The following is a 17,343-nucleotide window of genomic DNA, read 5'->3' on the forward strand; positions in this document are numbered from 1 at the left end:
CATGAGACGTGCGTACGCGGTACTGCTCGCGCTCTGTCTGGCGTTGGCCGGGGCATTGGTGACCGCCGGCCTCGCGCAGGCCGCCGCCCAGACCGTCCCCAACGGCGTTCAGTTCACGGACACTTCGGGAGGCGCCGTCCATGCCCACGGCGGCGGCGTCATCAAGGTCGGCTCGTACTACTACTGGTTCGGCGAGGACCGCAACAGCGACAACACCTTCAGATACGTGGACGCCTACCGCTCCACCGACCTGAAGAACTGGGAGTTCAGGAACCACGTCCTGACCCAGTCGTCCGCCGCCGAGCTCGGCACCGCCTACATCGAGCGCCCGAAGGTCATCTACAACGCCGCCACCGGCAAGTTCGTCATGTGGATGCACAAGGAGAACGGCGTCGACTACAGCCAGGCCCGCGCGGCCGTCGCCGTCTCCGACACCGTCGACGGGAACTACACCTACCAGGGCAGTTTCCAGCCGCTCGGCCAGTACATGTCCCGGGACATCACCACGTTCGTCGACACCGACGGCACGGCCTACATGGTCTCGGCCGCCAACGAGAACTACGACCTGCACATCTACGAGCTCACCGCCGACTACACCGGCATCGCCTCGCTGGTCGCCAACCCGTGGCCGGGCGGCCACCGCGAGGCCCCGGCCCTGTTCAAGCGGGGCGGTGTCTACTTCATGCTGACGTCGGGCGCCACCGGCTGGAGCCCCAACCAGCAGCAGTACGCCACCGCCACCAGCCTCTCCGGCCCATGGACCTCGATGACGAACGTCGGCGACTCCACCGCCTACGGCTCGCAGACCGCGTACGTCCTTCCCATCCAGGGGACTTCCGGCACCTCGTACCTCTACATGGGCGACCGCTGGGGCAACTCCTTCGGCGGCACGGTCAACGACTCCCGGTACGTCTGGCTCCCGCTGACCTTCCCGAGCTCCACCTCGATGTCCATGTCCTGGTCCCCGGAGCTCACCGTCGACACTGCCGCCGGGACCGTCACCGGCACCAGCGCCACGTACAACACGCTGATCGCACGGCACAGCGGCAGGTGCGCCGACGTGACCAACCAGTCGCTGTGGCAGGGCGCCCAGATCAAGCAGTACGACTGCAACGGCGGCACCAACCAGAAGTACTGGTTCAAGTCCCTCGGCAGCGGCTACTACCAGCTGGTGGTCAGGAACAGCTCCCTGTGCGTGCAGGAGAACGCGAGCACCGTCACCCAGGAGAACTGCAGCAGCTCTGCCACCACCCAGCAGTGGTCACTGACCACCTCCGGCTCCTACGTCAACGTCACGTCCCGCGCGAGCGGCGAGTGCCTGGACGTGTCCGGCGCGTCCACCGCCAACTCCGCCGCGATCATCACGTACACCTGCAACGGAGGCACCAACCAGCAGTGGACGCGTGGAACCTGACGTCAGGTCAGGAGATCGATCGCGTCGATCGACGTGCCCGCACTGAGGAAGGACGTCGTCCCCGAGCCGCTCACCACATTGATCTTCAGCACGTTGTACTGGCTGGTGTCGGAGAGCCAGGCACTTGCCGGAACGCTGTATGTGAACGTGTGGTTGTTGCCCCGGTACGAGCCCACGGTCAGCGACCGGGTGCTTGGCTGGCCGGGCGGCGAGGGGATCGACGAGGTCCAGTCGTTGACGCTGATCTGCGGCCGGCCGTTGGCGTACGCCGTCGTCACACCGATGCGCAGGGTGTGCGCGGCGGCGGTCTGCGCGGCCGTCAGCTTGAAGTAGACGACGATGCCGCTGTTGACGTCCTTCCAGAGGTAGCAGGGGAAGGCCGAGGTCTCCGTCCCGCTGCCGATGACGACGTTGCCGGTCCAGGACGCGGCCCGGCTGTCGGACGGGTGCGCGTACGTCATCAGGTCCGCGTTCTTGAACCCGCTCGGGGAGCCGTTCCACTCCCCGATGCGCCAGATCGCGCTCGCGTTGCCGGGGTCGTTCGACGATGGGATCGCGATGGTGTTGAGGGTCGTCGTGCCGCCCGCGGTGACCGTCACCGAGCCGGTGTGGACGGCCAGTTCACCCTTGAAGACGGTGAGCGTGTACGTCCCCGGGAGCACCCCCGGGATGGAGAAGTAGCCGTCCGAGGCGCGGGCCGGACCCCAGTACTGCGCGGCCGGGTTGGCGAGTCCGACGGTGTACGGGAACGCCGTGTTCCGCCCGGTGATCCCGACGCCGGCGACCCTGCCGCGTCCGCTCGCCGCGACGTATCCGGAGATGCCGAGCGAGTCCGCCCAGGAGGTGGTGAGGTTCGCGTGGTACAGCGCGGAGGAAGGTGCGCTGCCGTCCGTGAAGGCGATGACGTACGGGCCCTGGAGGCCGAAGCGCTGGGCCTCCGTCTGGTTCTCGCCGTAGTAGAGGATCTCGTACAGGCCGCCGCCGTCGGCGCTCTGGTGGCGCAGCAGGGAGCGGTAGAAGGGGCCTCCGGAGGCCTTCTCGTGGTTGGAGCGGACCACGTACAGGCCGACGCTCCCCGTGGACCAGCCGATGTAGTCGTAGTCGATGACGCGGAGCTTCGAGTAGTGCTTGGAGCGGGTCTGGCCGTCGGACTTCTCGAAGACGTCCGAGGCCTCGACGGTGGTCGGCGCGTAAGTGTACGAGTCGGGCTCGTCGTTGAGGAACATGCCGGCCTTGACGCGCACGATGTAGCGGGTGGCGCTGACCGAGTCGTCTGCCTTGTTGGTCCACAGGTAGACGTTGTTCTCGCCGCTGCGGGCCGCGTAGTAGTGCTTGAGGGTGCCGTGGGCGACGGAGATGAGGATTGTCGAACCGGACTGCTTGATCGTCACCGTGGAGGTGCCGAGACCGGACTCGATGTGCGAGTTCTTGCCGCCGTAGCCCTGGTACTCGGTGCCCTTGTAGACCAGCGAGGTCAGGTCGCCGTTGGTCTTGCTGACCTTGAAGACGAGGCTCGCGCCGGTGTCGACGACGTAGTTCGAGCCGTCGTCGGAGTAGCCGAACCCCGCGGCCGACGCCGTGGCGGCGAGCGGTCCGGCGAGGGCGGCCGTCCCGGCGGCAGCGGCGGAACCGAGGACGAAGGTGCGGCGGCCGACCGGTCTGTTCGCGGTTTCGGACATGGGGGGTGCCTCCTCCGGAAGCCGTGTGGGGGTGGAGTGGTTGTGAGGGTGACAGTTGAATCGATTTCGCGAAAGAGCTTTCACGCGCAGGAGGTTGGCAATCTTGCGAAATCGGTTCAAGGTCTAGAAAGCGCTTGTGGCGAGCGGTACGGTCCCTGCCGCCAGGCCTTGTCGTCGGTCGTTTCCTCGGAGGGCACCCGAATGAGACGTTTCAAGCTCGCCTTGCTGGCGGCGCTGACACTGAGCACCGGCCTGACGGCCGCACCGGCCCAGGCCCACGAGAAGCCCCGTCCCCTCGGCATGGAGAACTGCACCGCCGGCGCCTGCCACTTCGCCGTACCGCCCGGCACGTACGACGTGAAGGTCCTCCTCGGCGGCGAGGCCGCGTCCAGCACGAGCATCAGCGGCGAGACCCGACGCTCCCTGCTGCCCGAGACGGCCGCGGCGGCCGGTGAGCGGGTCGCCCGCAGCTTCACGGTGAACGTGCGCACACCGGAGGGCGAGCCGATGGGTCCGGACGGAACTCCCGGTCTGGATCTGGCGGTCGGCGGCTCGGCCCCCGCGCTCGCCGGCATCAGCGTCACTCCCGCCCGGCACGCCCACCAGATCCTCCTGGTAGGCGACTCCACGGTCTGCGACCAGCCCGCCGCCCCGTACTCCGGCTGGGGCCAGCAGCTGCCGCAGTACCTCCGCAGGGGCCTGTCCGTCGCCAACTACGCGGACTCCGGCGAGAGTACGGTGACGTATCTGCGGAACCCGCAGCTCTGGGCCACCGTCCAGCCGCTGATCCGCCCCGGCGACCTGGTCCTGATCCAGCTCGCCCACAATGACAAGACCACGGACGAGGCGACGTACCGGGCCAACTTGGAGACACTGGTGGCAGGTGTACGGGAGAAGGGCGGCGAACCGGTGCTCGTGACCCCCGTCGTGCGGCGCTGGTTCAATGCGGACGGCACTTTGAACAACGACACCGCACTGCTGGTCAACGGCCTCGGAGTGGACCATCCTGCTGTCATCCGCTCGGTCGCCGCGGCGCAGCACGTGCCGCTCGTCGACCTGACGGCCGGGACGAAGGCGCTGGTGGAGTCCCTGGGCGTCGAGGGCTCCAAGGCGATCTACCTCTACCACGAGAAGAGGGACAACACCCACACCTCCGTCCACGGCGCCACGGTGTACGCAGGACTTGTCCGCGACGCACTTGTCGCCCAGCATCTGGTACCGGAGGGACTGGTGCGGGAGCGATGAACTCCTGGGGCGTCTCGACCGGAACCGGGGCGCCCCAGGTCCCACCCTTCGTCCGTCGCCGCAGCTCCTGAAAGAGAACCGATGCACCTGCCTGCCGAGGACCGCACCGCCAGTCCGCACACCGGCTGCACCCGGGCCCACTGGGAGGCGGCCGCGGACGCCCTGCTCGCCGCGGTCGAACCGTACGCCGCGGAGGGCGGCGCGCTCTACCACCTCCCCGGCGACCGCACGAGCTGGTCCGGACGGCTCTCCGACGGCCTGGAGGGCTACGCCCGCACGCTGCTCGCCGCCGCCTTCCGCCGTGACGAGACCGTGCTGCAGCGCTACGCCGACGGGCTCGCGGCCGGTGTCGCGGGTGTCTGGCCGCGGATCGAGGACCGCAGCCAGCCCCTGGTCGAGGCGGCGTCGATCGCCCTCGCGCTGCGACTGACCCGCCCGCTGCTGTGGGACCGCCTCGACGACGGCGTACGACAGCGGGCGGCCGGCTGGCTCGAGGACGCGCTGACCGCCGAAGCCTGGCCCTGCAACTGGGAGTTGTTCCCGGTGACGGTGGGCGGATTCCTCGCCGACATCGGTCACGAGACAGAGGCGTCCCGCAAGGCGATCGACCGCGGCCTGGAGCGCATAGAGGCCTGGTACGTCGGCGACGGCTGGTACACCGACGGCGACGGCCGCAAGTTCGACCACTACAACGGCTGGGCGATGCACCTGTACCCGGTGCTGCACGCCTGGCTGGCGCAGGACACCGCCCTGCTCGACCTGTACGGGGGCAGGCTCTCCCGCCATCTCGAGGACTACGCCCGCCTGTTCGGCGGCGACGGCGCCCCGATGCACCAGGGCCGCTCGCTCACCTACCGCTTCGCGACGACGGCCCCGCTGTGGCTGGGCGCACTGACGGGACACACGCCGCTGCCGCCGGGCGAGACGCGGCGGCTGGCCTCGGGGGCCCTGAAGTACTTCCTGGAGCGCGGCGCGATGGACTCCCGCGGCCTGCTCACCCTCGGCTGGCACGGCCCCGACACGGCCGTCCTGCAAGGCTATTCGGGCCCCGCCTCCCCGTACTGGGCGAGCAAGGGCTTCCTCGGCCTGCTCCTGCCGCCGGACCACCCGGTGTGGACGGCGACGGAGGAGCCGGGCCCGGCGGAGCGCTCCGACGCCCTCACCCCGATCGCGGCCCCCAACTGGCTCCTGCAGTCCACGTGTTCGGACGGCGTGGTCCGCCTCCACAACCACGGCAGCGAGGACGTCCGCTACGACCCGTACTACACGCGCCTCGCCTACTCGACGGTGACCAAGCCCTCCTCGTCGTACGACAACAGCGTGATCGTCGGGGGCGATCCGAGCCGGACGGACATCGAGCCGTTGGGCGTGGCGGAAGGGTGGGTCGCCTCCCGGCACACTGCGGGCGGGGGAGCCCGGGTGACCAGCGTGGTGCTGGCTCGCGGGGCCGTGGAGGTGCGGGCGCACCTGGTGGCGGGTGCCGAGCCGGGGACGGCGGTGCGAGTGACCGGGTGGGCGGCGGAAGAGGGCCTGCAGGCCGAGTTGTCGCCGGTCGTCGGGCTCTCCGACGCGCTCACCGGGGTCACCGGCGCGGAAGTGACCATGTTCGTGGCGCTGGCCCGGCTGACCGGGGAGAAGGATCCCGTGCCGCTGGGGGAAACGGTGAGCGTACGGGTCGACGGGGCCGGGGAGTTGACCGTGCGCTGGAGCGACGGGCCCGAGGTCCGGGTCCGGCTCCGCGGAGTGCGGGACGAGATCGTCGTGGAGGAGTCCCGTCCCACAGGGTGATGACTCACGACGGGGGACGCGCGAGCCTGCGGAGTGGCGGCGGCGCGCAGGGCTGAACCCCGCGCGCCGCGCGGCCGGGTCCGCGCACTCGCTGGTCCGTACGGGCGCGGGCCGGGTCCGCAGGCTGCCGCCGGACCTCGTCCGGTGCCCGGCCCGGACGAGGCCGTGTCCTGCCCCGTCCCCGCCAAGTCCTGCGACGACGCGCCGGCCGAACATGCCATCGCACGAACGGCAGCGGTCGCCGTCCGCGTCCCCTCCCGCGTGTTGTGGTGACCCGGCGAAAGACAGGGGAACTTGGCCGGCAGGCTCACCGAGCTGGTGGTGACCGAGAGCCCGCAGGCGGTCGGGTCGAGGCACCGGCCGTGGCGTACGGGCACCGGCGAACGCGGCGGTCGCGGCGAGTCCGGCGACGACGGGCTTACGGGCGGTCCGGACCCGGCGGTGCGTGGTCATGGGCCTTGCCGAAGTCATGTCCCCCTGTCGCCGCCGGGCGATCGCAAGGCCGCCGCCCCGGTCTCCCGGGGCGGCGGAGGTCACCGCGTGGCGGGATTCAGCCGCCGAGCACGGGCAGGGTGAGGCCGCACTGGACGGGCTGGGCGTGGGCGGGATCGAGGGCGTTGCGCACGAGTTGGGCGGCGTTGGAGTCGTAGGCGATCGAGACGTGTTCGGAGAGGTCCTGGCGGCAGACGTCCTGGATGGTGATGTTCTTGACGGTCGCGCCCGGTCCCGGGGTCAGGAACTGGTGCGTGTACGGGGTGACGACCTCGTCGAACCTGGTGGCGATGACGGTGTAGGAGACGCCCGGCTGTGTGTCCCCGTCCCGGTCCAGGGTCTTGTTCACCTCGGAGCCCACCATCTGGTCCGCGTAGGCCTGGCCGAGGAGGAGGGAAACGGGCTGGTTGAGGCCCAGCTTGGTGGTCAGTGTGCCGAGGCCGGAGGCGGTCGTGCCGTGGTTGGACGGCGCCAGGCCGATGAGGCTGTGCACCTTGTTCCGCTTCGGGTGCGCGGGATTCGTGCCGCCCTCGAACCGCAGGTACCAGCGGGGCGTCAGACCACCCCCCTGGGAATGCCCGACGAGGTCGACCTGCTTGGCCCCGGTGGCCTGCAGCACGCGGTCGACGTAGGCGGCGATCTGCCGGGCGGAGTCCGGGACGTGCGCGGTCGCCTTGACCGGACTGCCGGGCGCCCCGCCGTAGTTGACGGCGAAGACGCAGTAGCCCTGCTGCTTCAGGTACGGCGACAGCAGGCCCCAGTTGAGCCTGGCGTTCGCGAAGGTCCCGTGCACCAGGACGACCGGGCGCGGATGCTGACGCGTGGGCTTGCAGTTCCAGTCGTCGGCCCCGGCCGGTGACCCGTCCGGGTCGAGGAGCCCGCCGACCCCCGCCGCCGGGAGGGCCAGGATGTTCCGTGGTGGCGGAGGAGGCGCGGGACTGTCGGCCGCGACCGCCGCGCCCTGCTGCGCCACGGCCAGCGACAGGGCGAACCCCGCACAGACCGCGGCCCACCTGGCGCGCCGCCGGGCCGACCGCTTCCAGGGAACATTTCGATCAGTCATCGCGCCGCTCCTCGTCTCGGGCCGGCCGAGCGCCGACGCCGAGATGATCGAGGAGCGGTGTGCGCGCGGTGCGTGACGACCGCGCGCAACGCCCCTCATGGAGCAGCGATTTCACCCGTCCGGACCGTGTCCTCTCACAACTCGGCGAGGACGAAGGGGCCGGGCGTGACTCGAACGGATGGGGCGTGAGGCGAACGGTTTACGCACGGACAGTGCGGCCGTCACCGAAACGAGGTGCTCCTGGCCTGCCGGTATGACCGGGATTCCACGGGAAACACCCGCCCGGGCCGTCACCGGCATGGTCGACCGCGTCATCGAACCGGCCGCCACCTGGACGAACCGGGCCGGTAAACCCGCCTCTCATGACCCGGCTCACAGCGCTCGGCGGTGAGTCCTTGGTAGAGTGGGGGCTTTCGTGGGTATCAGACCCTTTGGGCTCATCTCCGGCGAGGGACCGAGGAACCATGGACATGGACATCCCCGGCGACAAGCGACTGGCGGCTGCCGTCGTCATGGACGACGAGGGCCGGGTGCTCCTGGTCCGCCGCAGTGAGACGGAGAAGTTCCTGCCCGGAGTGTGGGGCGTCCCCTGCGGCAAGCTCGATCCGGACGAGAGCGCCCGGGACGGCGCGCTGCGGGAGCTGAAGGAGGAGACGGGGCTCCTCGGGGAGGTCGTCCGCAAGGTCGGCGAGTCGTCCTTCGTCAGCGAGTACCGAGGGCGCGAGATCAAGAACTGGCAGGAGAACTTCCTGGTCAGGCCGTTGAGCGAGCAGATCACCCTCCCTCGGCCCGACCAGTCCTACGCCTGGCTCGCACGCTCCGAGCTGACCACGGTCGAGATCGACGAGTACAACCTCGACATCGTGGACCAGGCCTTCATGAGCTCCTGAGCAGTTCGGCGAGTCCGCTCAGCGCTGCCAGGTAGTCGTCCCTCTCCAGCGGCACCTTCGCTACGGCGCCCGGATGCCGGCCCGCCGCGGTGAACACGTCGGTGTGCCGGCGTCGTCCGCTCCCCGTCTCCAGGAACAGCGTCACCGTGGGCACGTCCGTGTCGCACCAGGCGCGGTGCAGGGTGTGCGCGGGCAGGGCGTAGGCGCTGCCCGCCGCGTACTGCCCCACATGCGTCATCCGCAGCCGCGCCGGACCGGCCGGCTCCAGCAGCCAGTCCGCCGAACCCTCCTTCAGCGACTCCTCGTACCGGGCGGCCGCGATGCCGTCCCCGCCGCCGCCCTCGACGTCGTACAACTCCATGGCGAGCCGCCCCCGCACGACGTAAGAGGCGAGCGGGGAACGGTGGTTGTGGATGTCCTCCTTGCCGATCGCGCCGGCGCCCGGGTGCCACACGTGGGCGCGGAGCATGAGCCGCGGTCCGCCGTCGATCAGCAGCAGCTTGTCGAAGCCGAGGACGTGCCGGTACGAGAGCCGGGCGCACCCTTCCGGATCCCCCTCCCCGGAGGCCAGTTCGGCGATCAGCTCCAACAGCCGCTCGGGGGAACCGAGTTCGGCGACGACGGAGCGGGCCGCGGCGACCCGTTCGTGTTCGGGCAGTTCACCGTCCAGCGTCCCGGTCAGCAGTCGTCGCGCCGCCAGAACCTGCCGACCGCCCATGCACACATACCTCCGCGCTCACTGCTCTCGGGTCACCGCTTCCGGTTCATTCTTCCGGTCGATACATCCATACGGCATGTGCCCGCAGCGCCGAAAGACCTTGGTAGGTCATCCACATGGGATGCCGCAGCTCACTGCTGTCGGTCCGGCCCCAGGACCAGATGCCGTCCGTCTGCCCGGCCCACACGGCGGCCGCCGCGCCGTCCAGCCGCTCCCGCCACGCCTCCTCCAGCCCGTCCTGCGCCGCGACCTCGCGGGCACCCGGGGTCATCAGCGCGCGCAGCACCCAGGAGGCGGTGAAGTGCCGTACGTTCAGCACCTCGTGGCGCTCGGGATCGTCGGTGCGGGGGCGGCGCACCTCCTCGCGCAGGTTCCGCAGGTCCGGGCAGCGGGTGTGGGACGCGGCGGCGCAGGCCAGCAGCCAGCGCACGCCGTCCTCGCGGGCGGAGCGGGCGCCCGCGCCCTCGGGTTCGTCCAGCACCCGGGCGGCCCGGTCGAGGGCCACCACCGCCTGCGCGGTGTGCAGTGCGGAGGGCATGCCGTACGGCGGGTCGAGACGGTAGCTCCAGCAGCGCAGGTGCTCACGGCGCGGGTCGCTGATCGCGCCGTCGGCCAGAGCCTCGCGCAGCACGGGCAGCACGGCGGAGTCGGGCGCGGCGCGCAGCAGCCCGCGCAGCACGGTCGTCACCACGTGGGTCGACTCCCGCCCGGCGCGGTCGAGTTCACGGGTGAAGCCGGCCGCGCAGCGGCTCACCTCCGCCGCCAGCCGCTCGCCGGACGCCCCCGCCCGGGCCAGCGCACCCAGCACCAGCGCGGTGACCTCGGGCCGTGGCTCCGCGCCCTGCGACCGTGCGGACCAGCCCCCGGCGGGCAGCCGCAGCCGCCACAGCGTGTCGACGAGATCACCGGTGCGCAGCCGTCCGTCGGGTACGCCGAAGTCGAGCATGATGTGCAGGCCGTACGCGGTCCCGACGGAGGTGGGGCGGGGCGGGCTGCTCTCGCCGAGGGAGTGCGACCAGCCGGTGAGCCGTCCGCGGACCGGGTCGTCGACCGCGCACACCTTGTCGACGAGCGTGCCGTACGCGGCGGCGAAGACCTGGGGGAGCGGGCCCGGCGCGGAGGGCTGCGTGGTGACGGGGGCGGTGGTGGCGGGCCGGGAGGGCCCGGCGGCGGCCCGGGCCCTGAGCAGTGCCGCCGCGAGCCAGGCGGCCACGCCGGTCCCGATGCCGCTGACCCCTGAGATCAGGTATTTGGCGGCCTCCCCGCCGAGGGAGCCGGGCAGCACCCCGAACAGGAACTGGAACACGGCATACCCGGCGGCGGCGCAGCCGAGGCTGCCCAGCCAGCCGACGAACCGTGCGGCCTCGCTCGGCCCGCCGGGTTCCGGTGCGGTGTCGTCCGATCTCAAGGGACCGCGTCCCAGCTGCTGTTGAGACAAGGCACGCTCCCTCCCCCGAAGCTTCCAGTCTAAGTGGTCAGCGGGACAGGTGTGCCGCCGTCTGCGAGCAGCGTCTCGGCGAGCAGGTCGGCGAACGCGAGGGGATGCTCCGCCACACCGACATGCCCGCCGGGGAACTCGACGAAGCGGCTGCCGTTGCCGCTGTGTTCGGCGAGGAACCGGGCGGTGCGGTGGAGGAGCTGACCGCGGGAGTCGGTTCCTGCGCCGAGCGTGAGGCGGGTGGCGGAGGCGGTGAGCGCGGGGAGGTCAGGGGCGTACGAGGTGAACTGCCGCAGGACATGGGCGAGGAAGAGGGCCATCGGGATCCCCAACTCCTGCTCCCGGGAGAGGGGTTGACCCGACGGACTCTCCTCCGGCTTCTGTCCCGCCAGTACGGCGCCCAGCCTGACGGCGGCCGCTTGCAGCCCGGCGGCGCGATACGTGTCGTACACCTCCTGGAACACGGCCTGCTGTCGTATCCCGTCCGGGAGCACCCCCACGCACGGCGGCTCGTGCGCCACGACGTGCCGCAGCCGCTCGGGGTGCCGGGCGAGCAGGTCGAGGACGGCGATACCGCCGGAACTGGTCCCGAAGACGTACGCGGACTCGCCCTCGGCGAGCACCTCGTCGAGGACCCGGCGCGCTCCGTCGCTCCACTCCTCCACCCGCTGGTCGCCGACGGGTTCGCCGAGCCGCCCGTGGGCGAGCCCGAGGGGGTCGTACGTCACGACGGTGAAGCGTTCGGCGAGCACGTCCGTCAGCGGGGCGAATCCCATGGGGTGCCCGGCCCCACCCGGGACGATCAGCAGGACGGGCCCCTTGCCGCGTACGTCGTGGTGCAGGTCCTCAGCCATTGCTCCGCTCCTCGCTGTTCTGCTCGTCGTTGTTCTCGCTGCTGTTCTCGCCGTTGTTCTCGCAGTTGTTCTCCCGGGGCCAGTTCTCGAGCGTCACGTGCAGGGCGTCGACGGCCTTGTCCCAGGACTTCTTTACCTCGCGTGCGGCGCCGAAGCCGCCGGTGGCCTCCAGGGCGCAGTAGCCGTGGAAGGTGCTGCGCAACAGGCGTACGGCATCGGTGAGATCGGGCTCCTCGAGGCCGTAGGCGCGGAGCATGCCGTAGGTGATCTCGGCGGTACGGCGGAAGTCGGGAGAGGCGGCGATCAGTGCCTGGTCCATACGGATCTGGGTGGCTGCGTACCGCCCGGGCCGCTCCAGCGCGTACTCCCGGTAGGCGCCCGCGAAGCCGGCCAGCGCGTCCCTGCCCGCCCGTCCCGCGACCGCGACGGCGATGCGGTCGATCAGCTCGGCGCCCGCGAACAACGCGAGGCGGGTGCGCAGGTCGTCGAGGTTCCTGATGTGCGAGTAGAGGCTCGCGTCCTTCACGCCGAAGTGGCGGGCCAGGGCGGACAGGGTGACGTTCTCGAAGCCGACCTCGTCGGCGAGGTCGGCTGCCGCCGCGACGATGCGGGCGGGGGTGAGGCCGGCTCTGACCATGGATTGAATTGCCCTTCCTAGGATCCCTAGGAAACAACCTAGTAGTCCAAGGTGCTTCTCGGCGAACGAAATTTGATTCCCGTGTCACAGGCGGTCGGGCTGTCTCGTCCCAGGTCTCGAAGAAAGGCTTCGGGAACAGGTTCGGGATCAGGAAGGTGATGGTCATGCGGGTGTTCGTGGCAGGCGGGAGCGGGGTCCTGGGGCGGCGCCTGGTGGGGCAGTTGGTGGCCCGGGGGCATCAGGTGACGGCCACGACGACGAGTCCGGCCAAGCTGGACCTGCTGACGCGGCTGGGTGCCGAAGGGGTCGTGATGGACGGGCTGGATGCGGTGTCGGTCGGTCAGGCGGTGGCGGGGGCCCGGCCGGACGTGATCGTGCATCAGATGACGGGTCTTTCCGAGGCACACGCGGGCAAGCCCGACATGAGGAAGGCCGAGCGGTTCTTCACCACCACCAACCGGCTCCGCACCGAGGGGATCGACCATCTGCTGGCCGCCGCCGAGGCGACCGGTGTCTCGCACGTCGTCGCGCAGAGCCACGCCAGCTTCAACGGGAACCGAGAGGGCGGCTGGGTCAAGACCGAGGAGGACCCGCTGCAGGAGGTGGAGGGCACCAAGGCGATCGGCCACCTCGAGGACGCCGTCGTCAAGGCCGGCGGTGCGGCCCTGCGCTACGGCGCGTTCTACGGGCCGGGCGCCAACGACGATCAGGTCAAGATGGTGCGCAGGCGGATGTTTCCGCTCGTCGGGGGCGGCACCGGCTACACCTCGTGGGTGCATCTCGACGACGCGGCGAGCGCCACCGTGCTGGCCGTGGAGCAGAAGGCCAGGGGTGTCTTCAACATCGTCGACGACGAGCCGGCGCCGGTCGCCGAGTGGCTGCCGTATCTCGCGCGGTGCGCCGGTGCCAAGCCGCCGCGGCGGCTCCCGGCGTGGCTGGCGCGGCTGCTGGCCGGGGAGATGGTGGTCGGCATGATGACCGAGGGCCGCGGGTTCTCCAACGCCAAGGCGAGGCGGGAACTGGGCTGGGAGCCGCGGTACCCGTCGTGGCGCCAGGGGTTCCGTGCGGAGTTGGCGTGACCGTCGGCTAATTCTGCTTCCGCTTGCGGTTCGGGCGCAGCGGCCGGTGGACGGTCTCGAGCTCTCCCACCGCCGCCCGTACGTGCCCCGGGTCCCGCCCGGCTCCGGCGCAGCGCCACACGGGCCGCCCGTCCGCCTCGCCCAGATGCATCCCGAGGTCGTGCACGGTGCACACCGGCCAGGCCTGCCACAGGCACTCGGTGACGGTGTCCTGCGCCGCCTCGGCGACGGCGGCGAGGGCGCTGAGGGGCTCCCCGCGGGGTGAGTCGGGGGAGTACTGCCAGAGCGGGCTGCCCCACCACTCCCCGTTGGGCAGCGTGACGTACACGTTCTCCGGATCGCCCTCCTCCCAGGGCGGCAGGGCCATCAGCCGGAGCGGACCCTGACCCGGCAGGGTCGCGGCAACATCCCGGTTGACCAGGGCGAGGGCCTCGTCCAGCGCGGGGTACTCGCCCGGCTGGACCTGACGGGGCGTGGGGTCGTCGAACGGCCTGTGCATGGACCCATCCTCTGCGGTGGGCCGCACCCCGCCCGTGCGAATGTGACCTATGGCACATCACTTGAGGGCCGCACCAAGTCACGTTCGCGCAAACGGCGTTCGAAGTTCTTCGCTTTCGGTGGATGCGCAGTTCGGCAGGGGTGGCGCATGAGGCGCGAGAGTCGGCGAACCGTGGCGGTACGCGGTCGTGAATTCGCCGCTGGCCAACCGTCAGCGGAAAGCTACCCTCCGTTATAAAGATCTGTTCGTAGGACTGCACGTTTTCCGGGTCGCGTCCGGTTGTCTGTTTCCCAGAGCAACGAGGCTCTAGGTGCCAGGCCCGTCCAGTGCGGGGGACCGGGCGGTAACGGCACTGTCTGAAAGAGAAGGAAAACAGTCACTGTGAACTACGACGTAGTCAGCCTCGTGCTGGCCTTCGCCGCCGTGGCGCGCTCGTACGCGCCCGACGTGTGGTTCTTAGTGCGGCGTCTGCTCGGCGCCGGAGTCCGCGTAGGGGCCCTCGCCCTGAGCGAACAGCAGCCTCCCCCCGCTCCGACACCCCCCGCCCCGGCCTCCTGGACCGAAGGAGGCCATCGATGACAGGCCCGCACCCCGACCCCGCAGGACGCACCAGGCGCAGTGCCGACTTCGTCATGCCGCCCGAGTTCTGGGACTTCCACGCCCGCTACGACCGCGCGTGCTTCGAGTACAGCCGCATCCACCTCGGCGGCAACGCCCTCGCGGCCCGTCGGCTGGTCAACCGCACCTTCCTGTACCTGGCCACCATCTGGCCCCGCCTGGAGGCCATGGAGAATCCCGGCGCCTACGCCTGGGCCCTGTTCAAGCAGCGTGTCCACGGCGAACTCGCCGCCCAGGGCCGCAGCCCCGCCACGACCGAGACCCTTGCCTTCGCACGGGCCATCCGTGCGGCCAGCGCGCCCCTGCTCGGCGCCTTCCGCAGCGCCTTCCAGGCCGAGTACGGAGAGGAGATCGCCGAACTCGAGGAAGGACTGGGCCTGTTCCGCCAGATGTCACGGCTGAGCGAGCGCCAGTTCGACGTGATCCTGCTGCGGGACGTGCTGGAGTTCGACACCAGGGACACGGCGCTGATCATGGGCATCCGTGAGGCCACCGTCCGGTCCACCCGGCGCACCGCGATCCACCGGCTCGCGACCGCCATGGGCTACCGGACCGAGAACGCCCCGGACACCGCCGACGACGAGAAGGAGTGACCCACCCGTGAACCGCACCCCGCGCAGCATCGAGGAGGCCCTGCGCCGTTCCCGCGTCTTCCGGGGCGAGTACGGCTACGCCGACCTGGAAGCCGCCCGGCACGACCTCGCACGTGACCTGCACGAGCTGCGCTGGATGCGGTTCCTCAACACCGCCGCGCACTGCGGCCACACCGCCGGGGCCAACCCGCTCCCGGCCGCCCTGCACGAACAGGCGGCGCACGACCTGCGCCTGCTGTGCCGCGGCACCGTCCACCACCACGGTGCCGCGCGCCGCATCACCGCCTTCGACACCGAACGCGACCCCGACGGCGCCCTCACCTTCGCCTGTCTGCTGTACCTCGCCGACCAGGAGGAGGGCGCCCAGTTCTGGTGGCGCTACACCGCGGGCGCCGGCAGCGTCACCGCCGCCCTGTGCCTGTATCTGCTCCATCTGCGCCGCGGTGACATGCGTGACGCCCAGCACTGGGCCGACCAGATCCACCGCCTCAACAGCCTCGACTGGACCAGCTACACACCCGTACCGCACCACGCCGACACCACCCCCCACACCTGCGACGGCCCGGGCGTCCGCTACACGCTGCCTCCCGTTCCGCCGGCCGTCTCCGAACGGGCGGTCAAGGACGCGGTCGACGAGCTGGAGGCGCCGTACGACGGAGGCCTCGGCCCCGTCCCGCAGCCCATCCCCGCGCTCGCCGACCACTGGGACGACCTGGTCACCGCGTGAACGGCGGCCGAAATTCGGTTGCCGGAGATCGGGACGGACATAGGGTTGCCCGGCCAGGGGGCACGAGGCGGCGAGGGGGAATGCGTGACTCACGAGGTGCGCAGGCAGGACGGTGAGTCCGGCAACCGTGACGGCGAGCCCGGGAGCAGCGCACCCGACACCGCACCCCCGGCCGACCGACCCCTCTGGCGGCAACGGGACTTCGGTGTCTTCTGGGCCGCCCAGACCCTGTCCGTCCTCGGTGACTCCTTCGCCCTGATCGCCCTGCCCCTGCTGGTCCTCCAGGCCACCGGGTCGGTGGCCCGCATGGGTCTGCTGACGGCCGTGGGCACGGCCGCCGCCGTTCTCGCGGCGGTGTTCGCGGGGGTCGTGGTGGACCGTGCCGACCGCCGCAGACTCCTCATCGCCTGCGACCTCGTGAGGATGCTGCTGTACGGGCTGATTCCCGCCGTGTGGCTGTTCGGGCCGCAGCTGTGGCTGCTGTACGTGGTGCTGCCGCTGTGCGAGGCCGTCGGCACGTTCTTCGCCGTCGGCTACGTCACCGTCGTCCGCAGTCTGGTGGGCGGCGACCGGCTGACGGAGGCCAACGGCCACCTGAACGCCACGGCCGCCGCGGCCGGGGTGCTCGGACCTCTGGGTGCGGGACTCGTCGCCGCCTGGACCGGGCCGGCCGCTGCCGTCGGCGTGGACGCGGCGAGCTTCGGGGTGTCGGCGGCCTGCATGCTCCTCGTGCGCTTCCGCGCCCGCCCCTCCGACGGGAACCCACCCGAGCGCACCGGCCTCTGGCGGGACCTGCGCACCGGGATGTCCTTTCTCTACGGTCACCCGGTCCTGCGTTGCCTCACCGCCCTTCTCTTCGTCTTCAGCTTCCTCACCCTCGGCCTGACCGACCTGGTCATCTACCACCTCAAGCACGACCTCGGCCACGACGACGGCACGGTCGGCACCGTCATGGCCTGCGGCGCGCTCGGCACCATCACCGGCTCCCTGCTGGTCGCCAGGATCCGCCGCCGGCTCGGCTTCGGACGGACCTGGACGGGCGCGGTCGCGGTGTGCGGTCTGGCCTTCGCCGGCCTGGGCTGGGCGCGGGACGTACGCGTGGTGGCCGCCCTGGGCGCCACCTTCCTGGCCTGTGTCGCCGTCGCGGGCACCTGCTCCATGTCCCTGCGCCAGGAGATCACCCCCGAGCCCCTGCTCGGCCGTGTCACCTCGGCCTTCTGGACCCTCCACTACTCCGCGGCCCCGATCGGCGCGGCCGTCCTCACCTGGTCGGCGGAACATCAGGGCACGGCCCCGGTGGGTGTGGTGGCGGGCGGCTGCTGCGTACTGATCGCGGGCGCGGCCCTGTTCACGCCGATACGGCGGGCAGGGCGCGGCGGTTGACCGGCGTAGGGCCAGGCGCATGCCTTGGCTCGGACCTCGCCGGCCATCGCCTCCCACCGCACCGGGCACAGCCGCGCAGCTCCCCGACACGATCAGCGTCGCCGGTGCACCCGCGACCGGCGCCCGCCGGCCGGGGGAGATCACAGAGACGGCTGTCCTGGGAACGAACCAAGAATCAGCGGGTCGGGTGAACGGCGAGGTGAAACACCGGGCCAGTCACCCGACG

The 17,343-nt window shown here is 70.9% G+C and carries 16 protein-coding genes; 9 read left to right on the forward strand and 7 right to left on the reverse strand.

The features are described 5' to 3' along the window. The first annotated feature begins 1 nt into the window (after window position 1). Window positions 2-1,414, forward strand: coding sequence for an RICIN domain-containing protein (locus ACFY1E_RS28315; protein ID WP_389080473.1), 1,413 nt, complete (start codon window positions 2-4; stop codon window positions 1,412-1,414). 2 nt (window positions 1,415-1,416) lie between these two features. On the opposite strand, the gene ACFY1E_RS28320 is transcribed toward ACFY1E_RS28315, so the two are convergent. After that, complete coding sequence (locus tag ACFY1E_RS28320; RefSeq protein WP_389080475.1) at window positions 1,417-3,093, reverse strand: rhamnogalacturonan lyase B N-terminal domain-containing protein; 1,677 nt, start codon at window positions 3,091-3,093, stop codon at window positions 1,417-1,419. Window positions 3,094-3,294: 201 nt separating this feature from the next. On the opposite strand from ACFY1E_RS28320, the gene ACFY1E_RS28325 reads away from it, so the two are divergent. After that, entirely contained in the window at window positions 3,295-4,338 is a 1,044-nt protein-coding gene (locus tag ACFY1E_RS28325; RefSeq protein ID WP_389080476.1) for a rhamnogalacturonan acetylesterase, read from the forward strand. A gap of 81 nt (window positions 4,339-4,419) precedes the next feature. Further along, window positions 4,420-6,126, forward strand: coding sequence for a DUF2264 domain-containing protein (locus ACFY1E_RS28330; protein WP_389080478.1), 1,707 nt, complete (start codon window positions 4,420-4,422; stop codon window positions 6,124-6,126). Between the two features lie 550 nt (window positions 6,127-6,676). On the opposite strand, the gene ACFY1E_RS28335 is transcribed toward ACFY1E_RS28330, so the two are convergent. Beyond that, window positions 6,677-7,681, reverse strand: coding sequence for an esterase/lipase family protein (locus ACFY1E_RS28335; protein ID WP_389080479.1), 1,005 nt, complete (start codon window positions 7,679-7,681; stop codon window positions 6,677-6,679). 470 nt (window positions 7,682-8,151) lie between these two features. Here ACFY1E_RS28335 and ACFY1E_RS28340 point away from each other — a divergent pair, with 470 nt between their 5' ends. After that, window positions 8,152-8,571, forward strand: coding sequence for an NUDIX hydrolase (locus tag ACFY1E_RS28340; RefSeq protein ID WP_389080545.1), 420 nt, complete (start codon window positions 8,152-8,154; stop codon window positions 8,569-8,571). On the opposite strand, the gene ACFY1E_RS28345 is transcribed toward ACFY1E_RS28340, so the two are convergent. The 4 genes from ACFY1E_RS28345 to ACFY1E_RS28360 are packed head-to-tail and all read right to left on the reverse strand — an operon-like array spanning window position 8,558 to window position 12,218. After that, window positions 8,558-9,289, reverse strand: a complete 732-nt coding sequence (locus ACFY1E_RS28345) for a hypothetical protein (RefSeq protein WP_389080480.1) — start codon at window positions 9,287-9,289, stop codon at window positions 8,558-8,560. The two genes, ACFY1E_RS28340 and ACFY1E_RS28345, sit on opposite strands and share 14 nt — an antisense overlap. Window positions 9,290-9,335: 46 nt before the next feature. Then, entirely contained in the window at window positions 9,336-10,697 is a 1,362-nt protein-coding gene (locus ACFY1E_RS28350) for a hypothetical protein (RefSeq protein ID WP_389080482.1), read from the reverse strand. Between the two features lie 59 nt (window positions 10,698-10,756). Beyond that, window positions 10,757-11,581 carry an alpha/beta fold hydrolase gene (locus ACFY1E_RS28355; RefSeq protein ID WP_389080484.1) on the reverse strand — a complete coding sequence of 275 codons (825 nt, stop codon included), beginning with the start codon at window positions 11,579-11,581 and terminating at the stop codon, window positions 10,757-10,759. Continuing rightward, entirely contained in the window at window positions 11,574-12,218 is a 645-nt protein-coding gene (locus ACFY1E_RS28360) for a TetR/AcrR family transcriptional regulator (RefSeq protein ID WP_389080486.1), read from the reverse strand. Before ACFY1E_RS28360 ends, ACFY1E_RS28355 begins: the two co-directional genes overlap by 8 nt. Window positions 12,219-12,376: 158 nt before the next feature. On the opposite strand from ACFY1E_RS28360, the gene ACFY1E_RS28365 reads away from it, so the two are divergent. Next, complete coding sequence (locus ACFY1E_RS28365) at window positions 12,377-13,297, forward strand: NAD-dependent epimerase/dehydratase family protein (RefSeq protein WP_389080488.1); 921 nt, start codon at window positions 12,377-12,379, stop codon at window positions 13,295-13,297. Between the two features lie 7 nt (window positions 13,298-13,304). Here ACFY1E_RS28365 and ACFY1E_RS28370 read toward each other — a convergent pair whose 3' ends face one another. After that, entirely contained in the window at window positions 13,305-13,796 is a 492-nt protein-coding gene (locus ACFY1E_RS28370; protein ID WP_389080489.1) for a hypothetical protein, read from the reverse strand. A 381-nt stretch (window positions 13,797-14,177) separates the two neighbouring features. Here ACFY1E_RS28370 and ACFY1E_RS28375 point away from each other — a divergent pair, with 381 nt between their 5' ends. From ACFY1E_RS28375 to ACFY1E_RS28390, 4 genes are all read left to right on the forward strand, one after another. Next, entirely contained in the window at window positions 14,178-14,375 is a 198-nt protein-coding gene (locus tag ACFY1E_RS28375) for a hypothetical protein (protein ID WP_099932078.1), read from the forward strand. Further along, window positions 14,372-15,007, forward strand: coding sequence for a sigma-70 family RNA polymerase sigma factor (locus ACFY1E_RS28380; protein ID WP_389080490.1), 636 nt, complete (start codon window positions 14,372-14,374; stop codon window positions 15,005-15,007). Before ACFY1E_RS28375 ends, ACFY1E_RS28380 begins: the two co-directional genes overlap by 4 nt. Window positions 15,008-15,014: 7 nt before the next feature. Further along, on the forward strand, window positions 15,015-15,734 hold the full coding sequence (locus ACFY1E_RS28385; protein ID WP_389080492.1) for a hypothetical protein: 720 nt from the start codon (window positions 15,015-15,017) through the stop codon (window positions 15,732-15,734). 84 nt (window positions 15,735-15,818) lie between these two features. Next, window positions 15,819-17,117 (forward strand): MFS transporter, encoded by a 1,299-nt coding sequence (locus tag ACFY1E_RS28390; RefSeq protein ID WP_389080494.1) that lies wholly within the window; start codon window positions 15,819-15,821, stop codon window positions 17,115-17,117. Window positions 17,118-17,343 lie beyond the last annotated feature (226 nt).

The sequence above is a fragment of the Streptomyces sp. NPDC001604 genome (assembly GCF_042893475.1).
Lineage (GTDB): Bacteria > Actinomycetota > Actinomycetes > Streptomycetales > Streptomycetaceae > Streptomyces.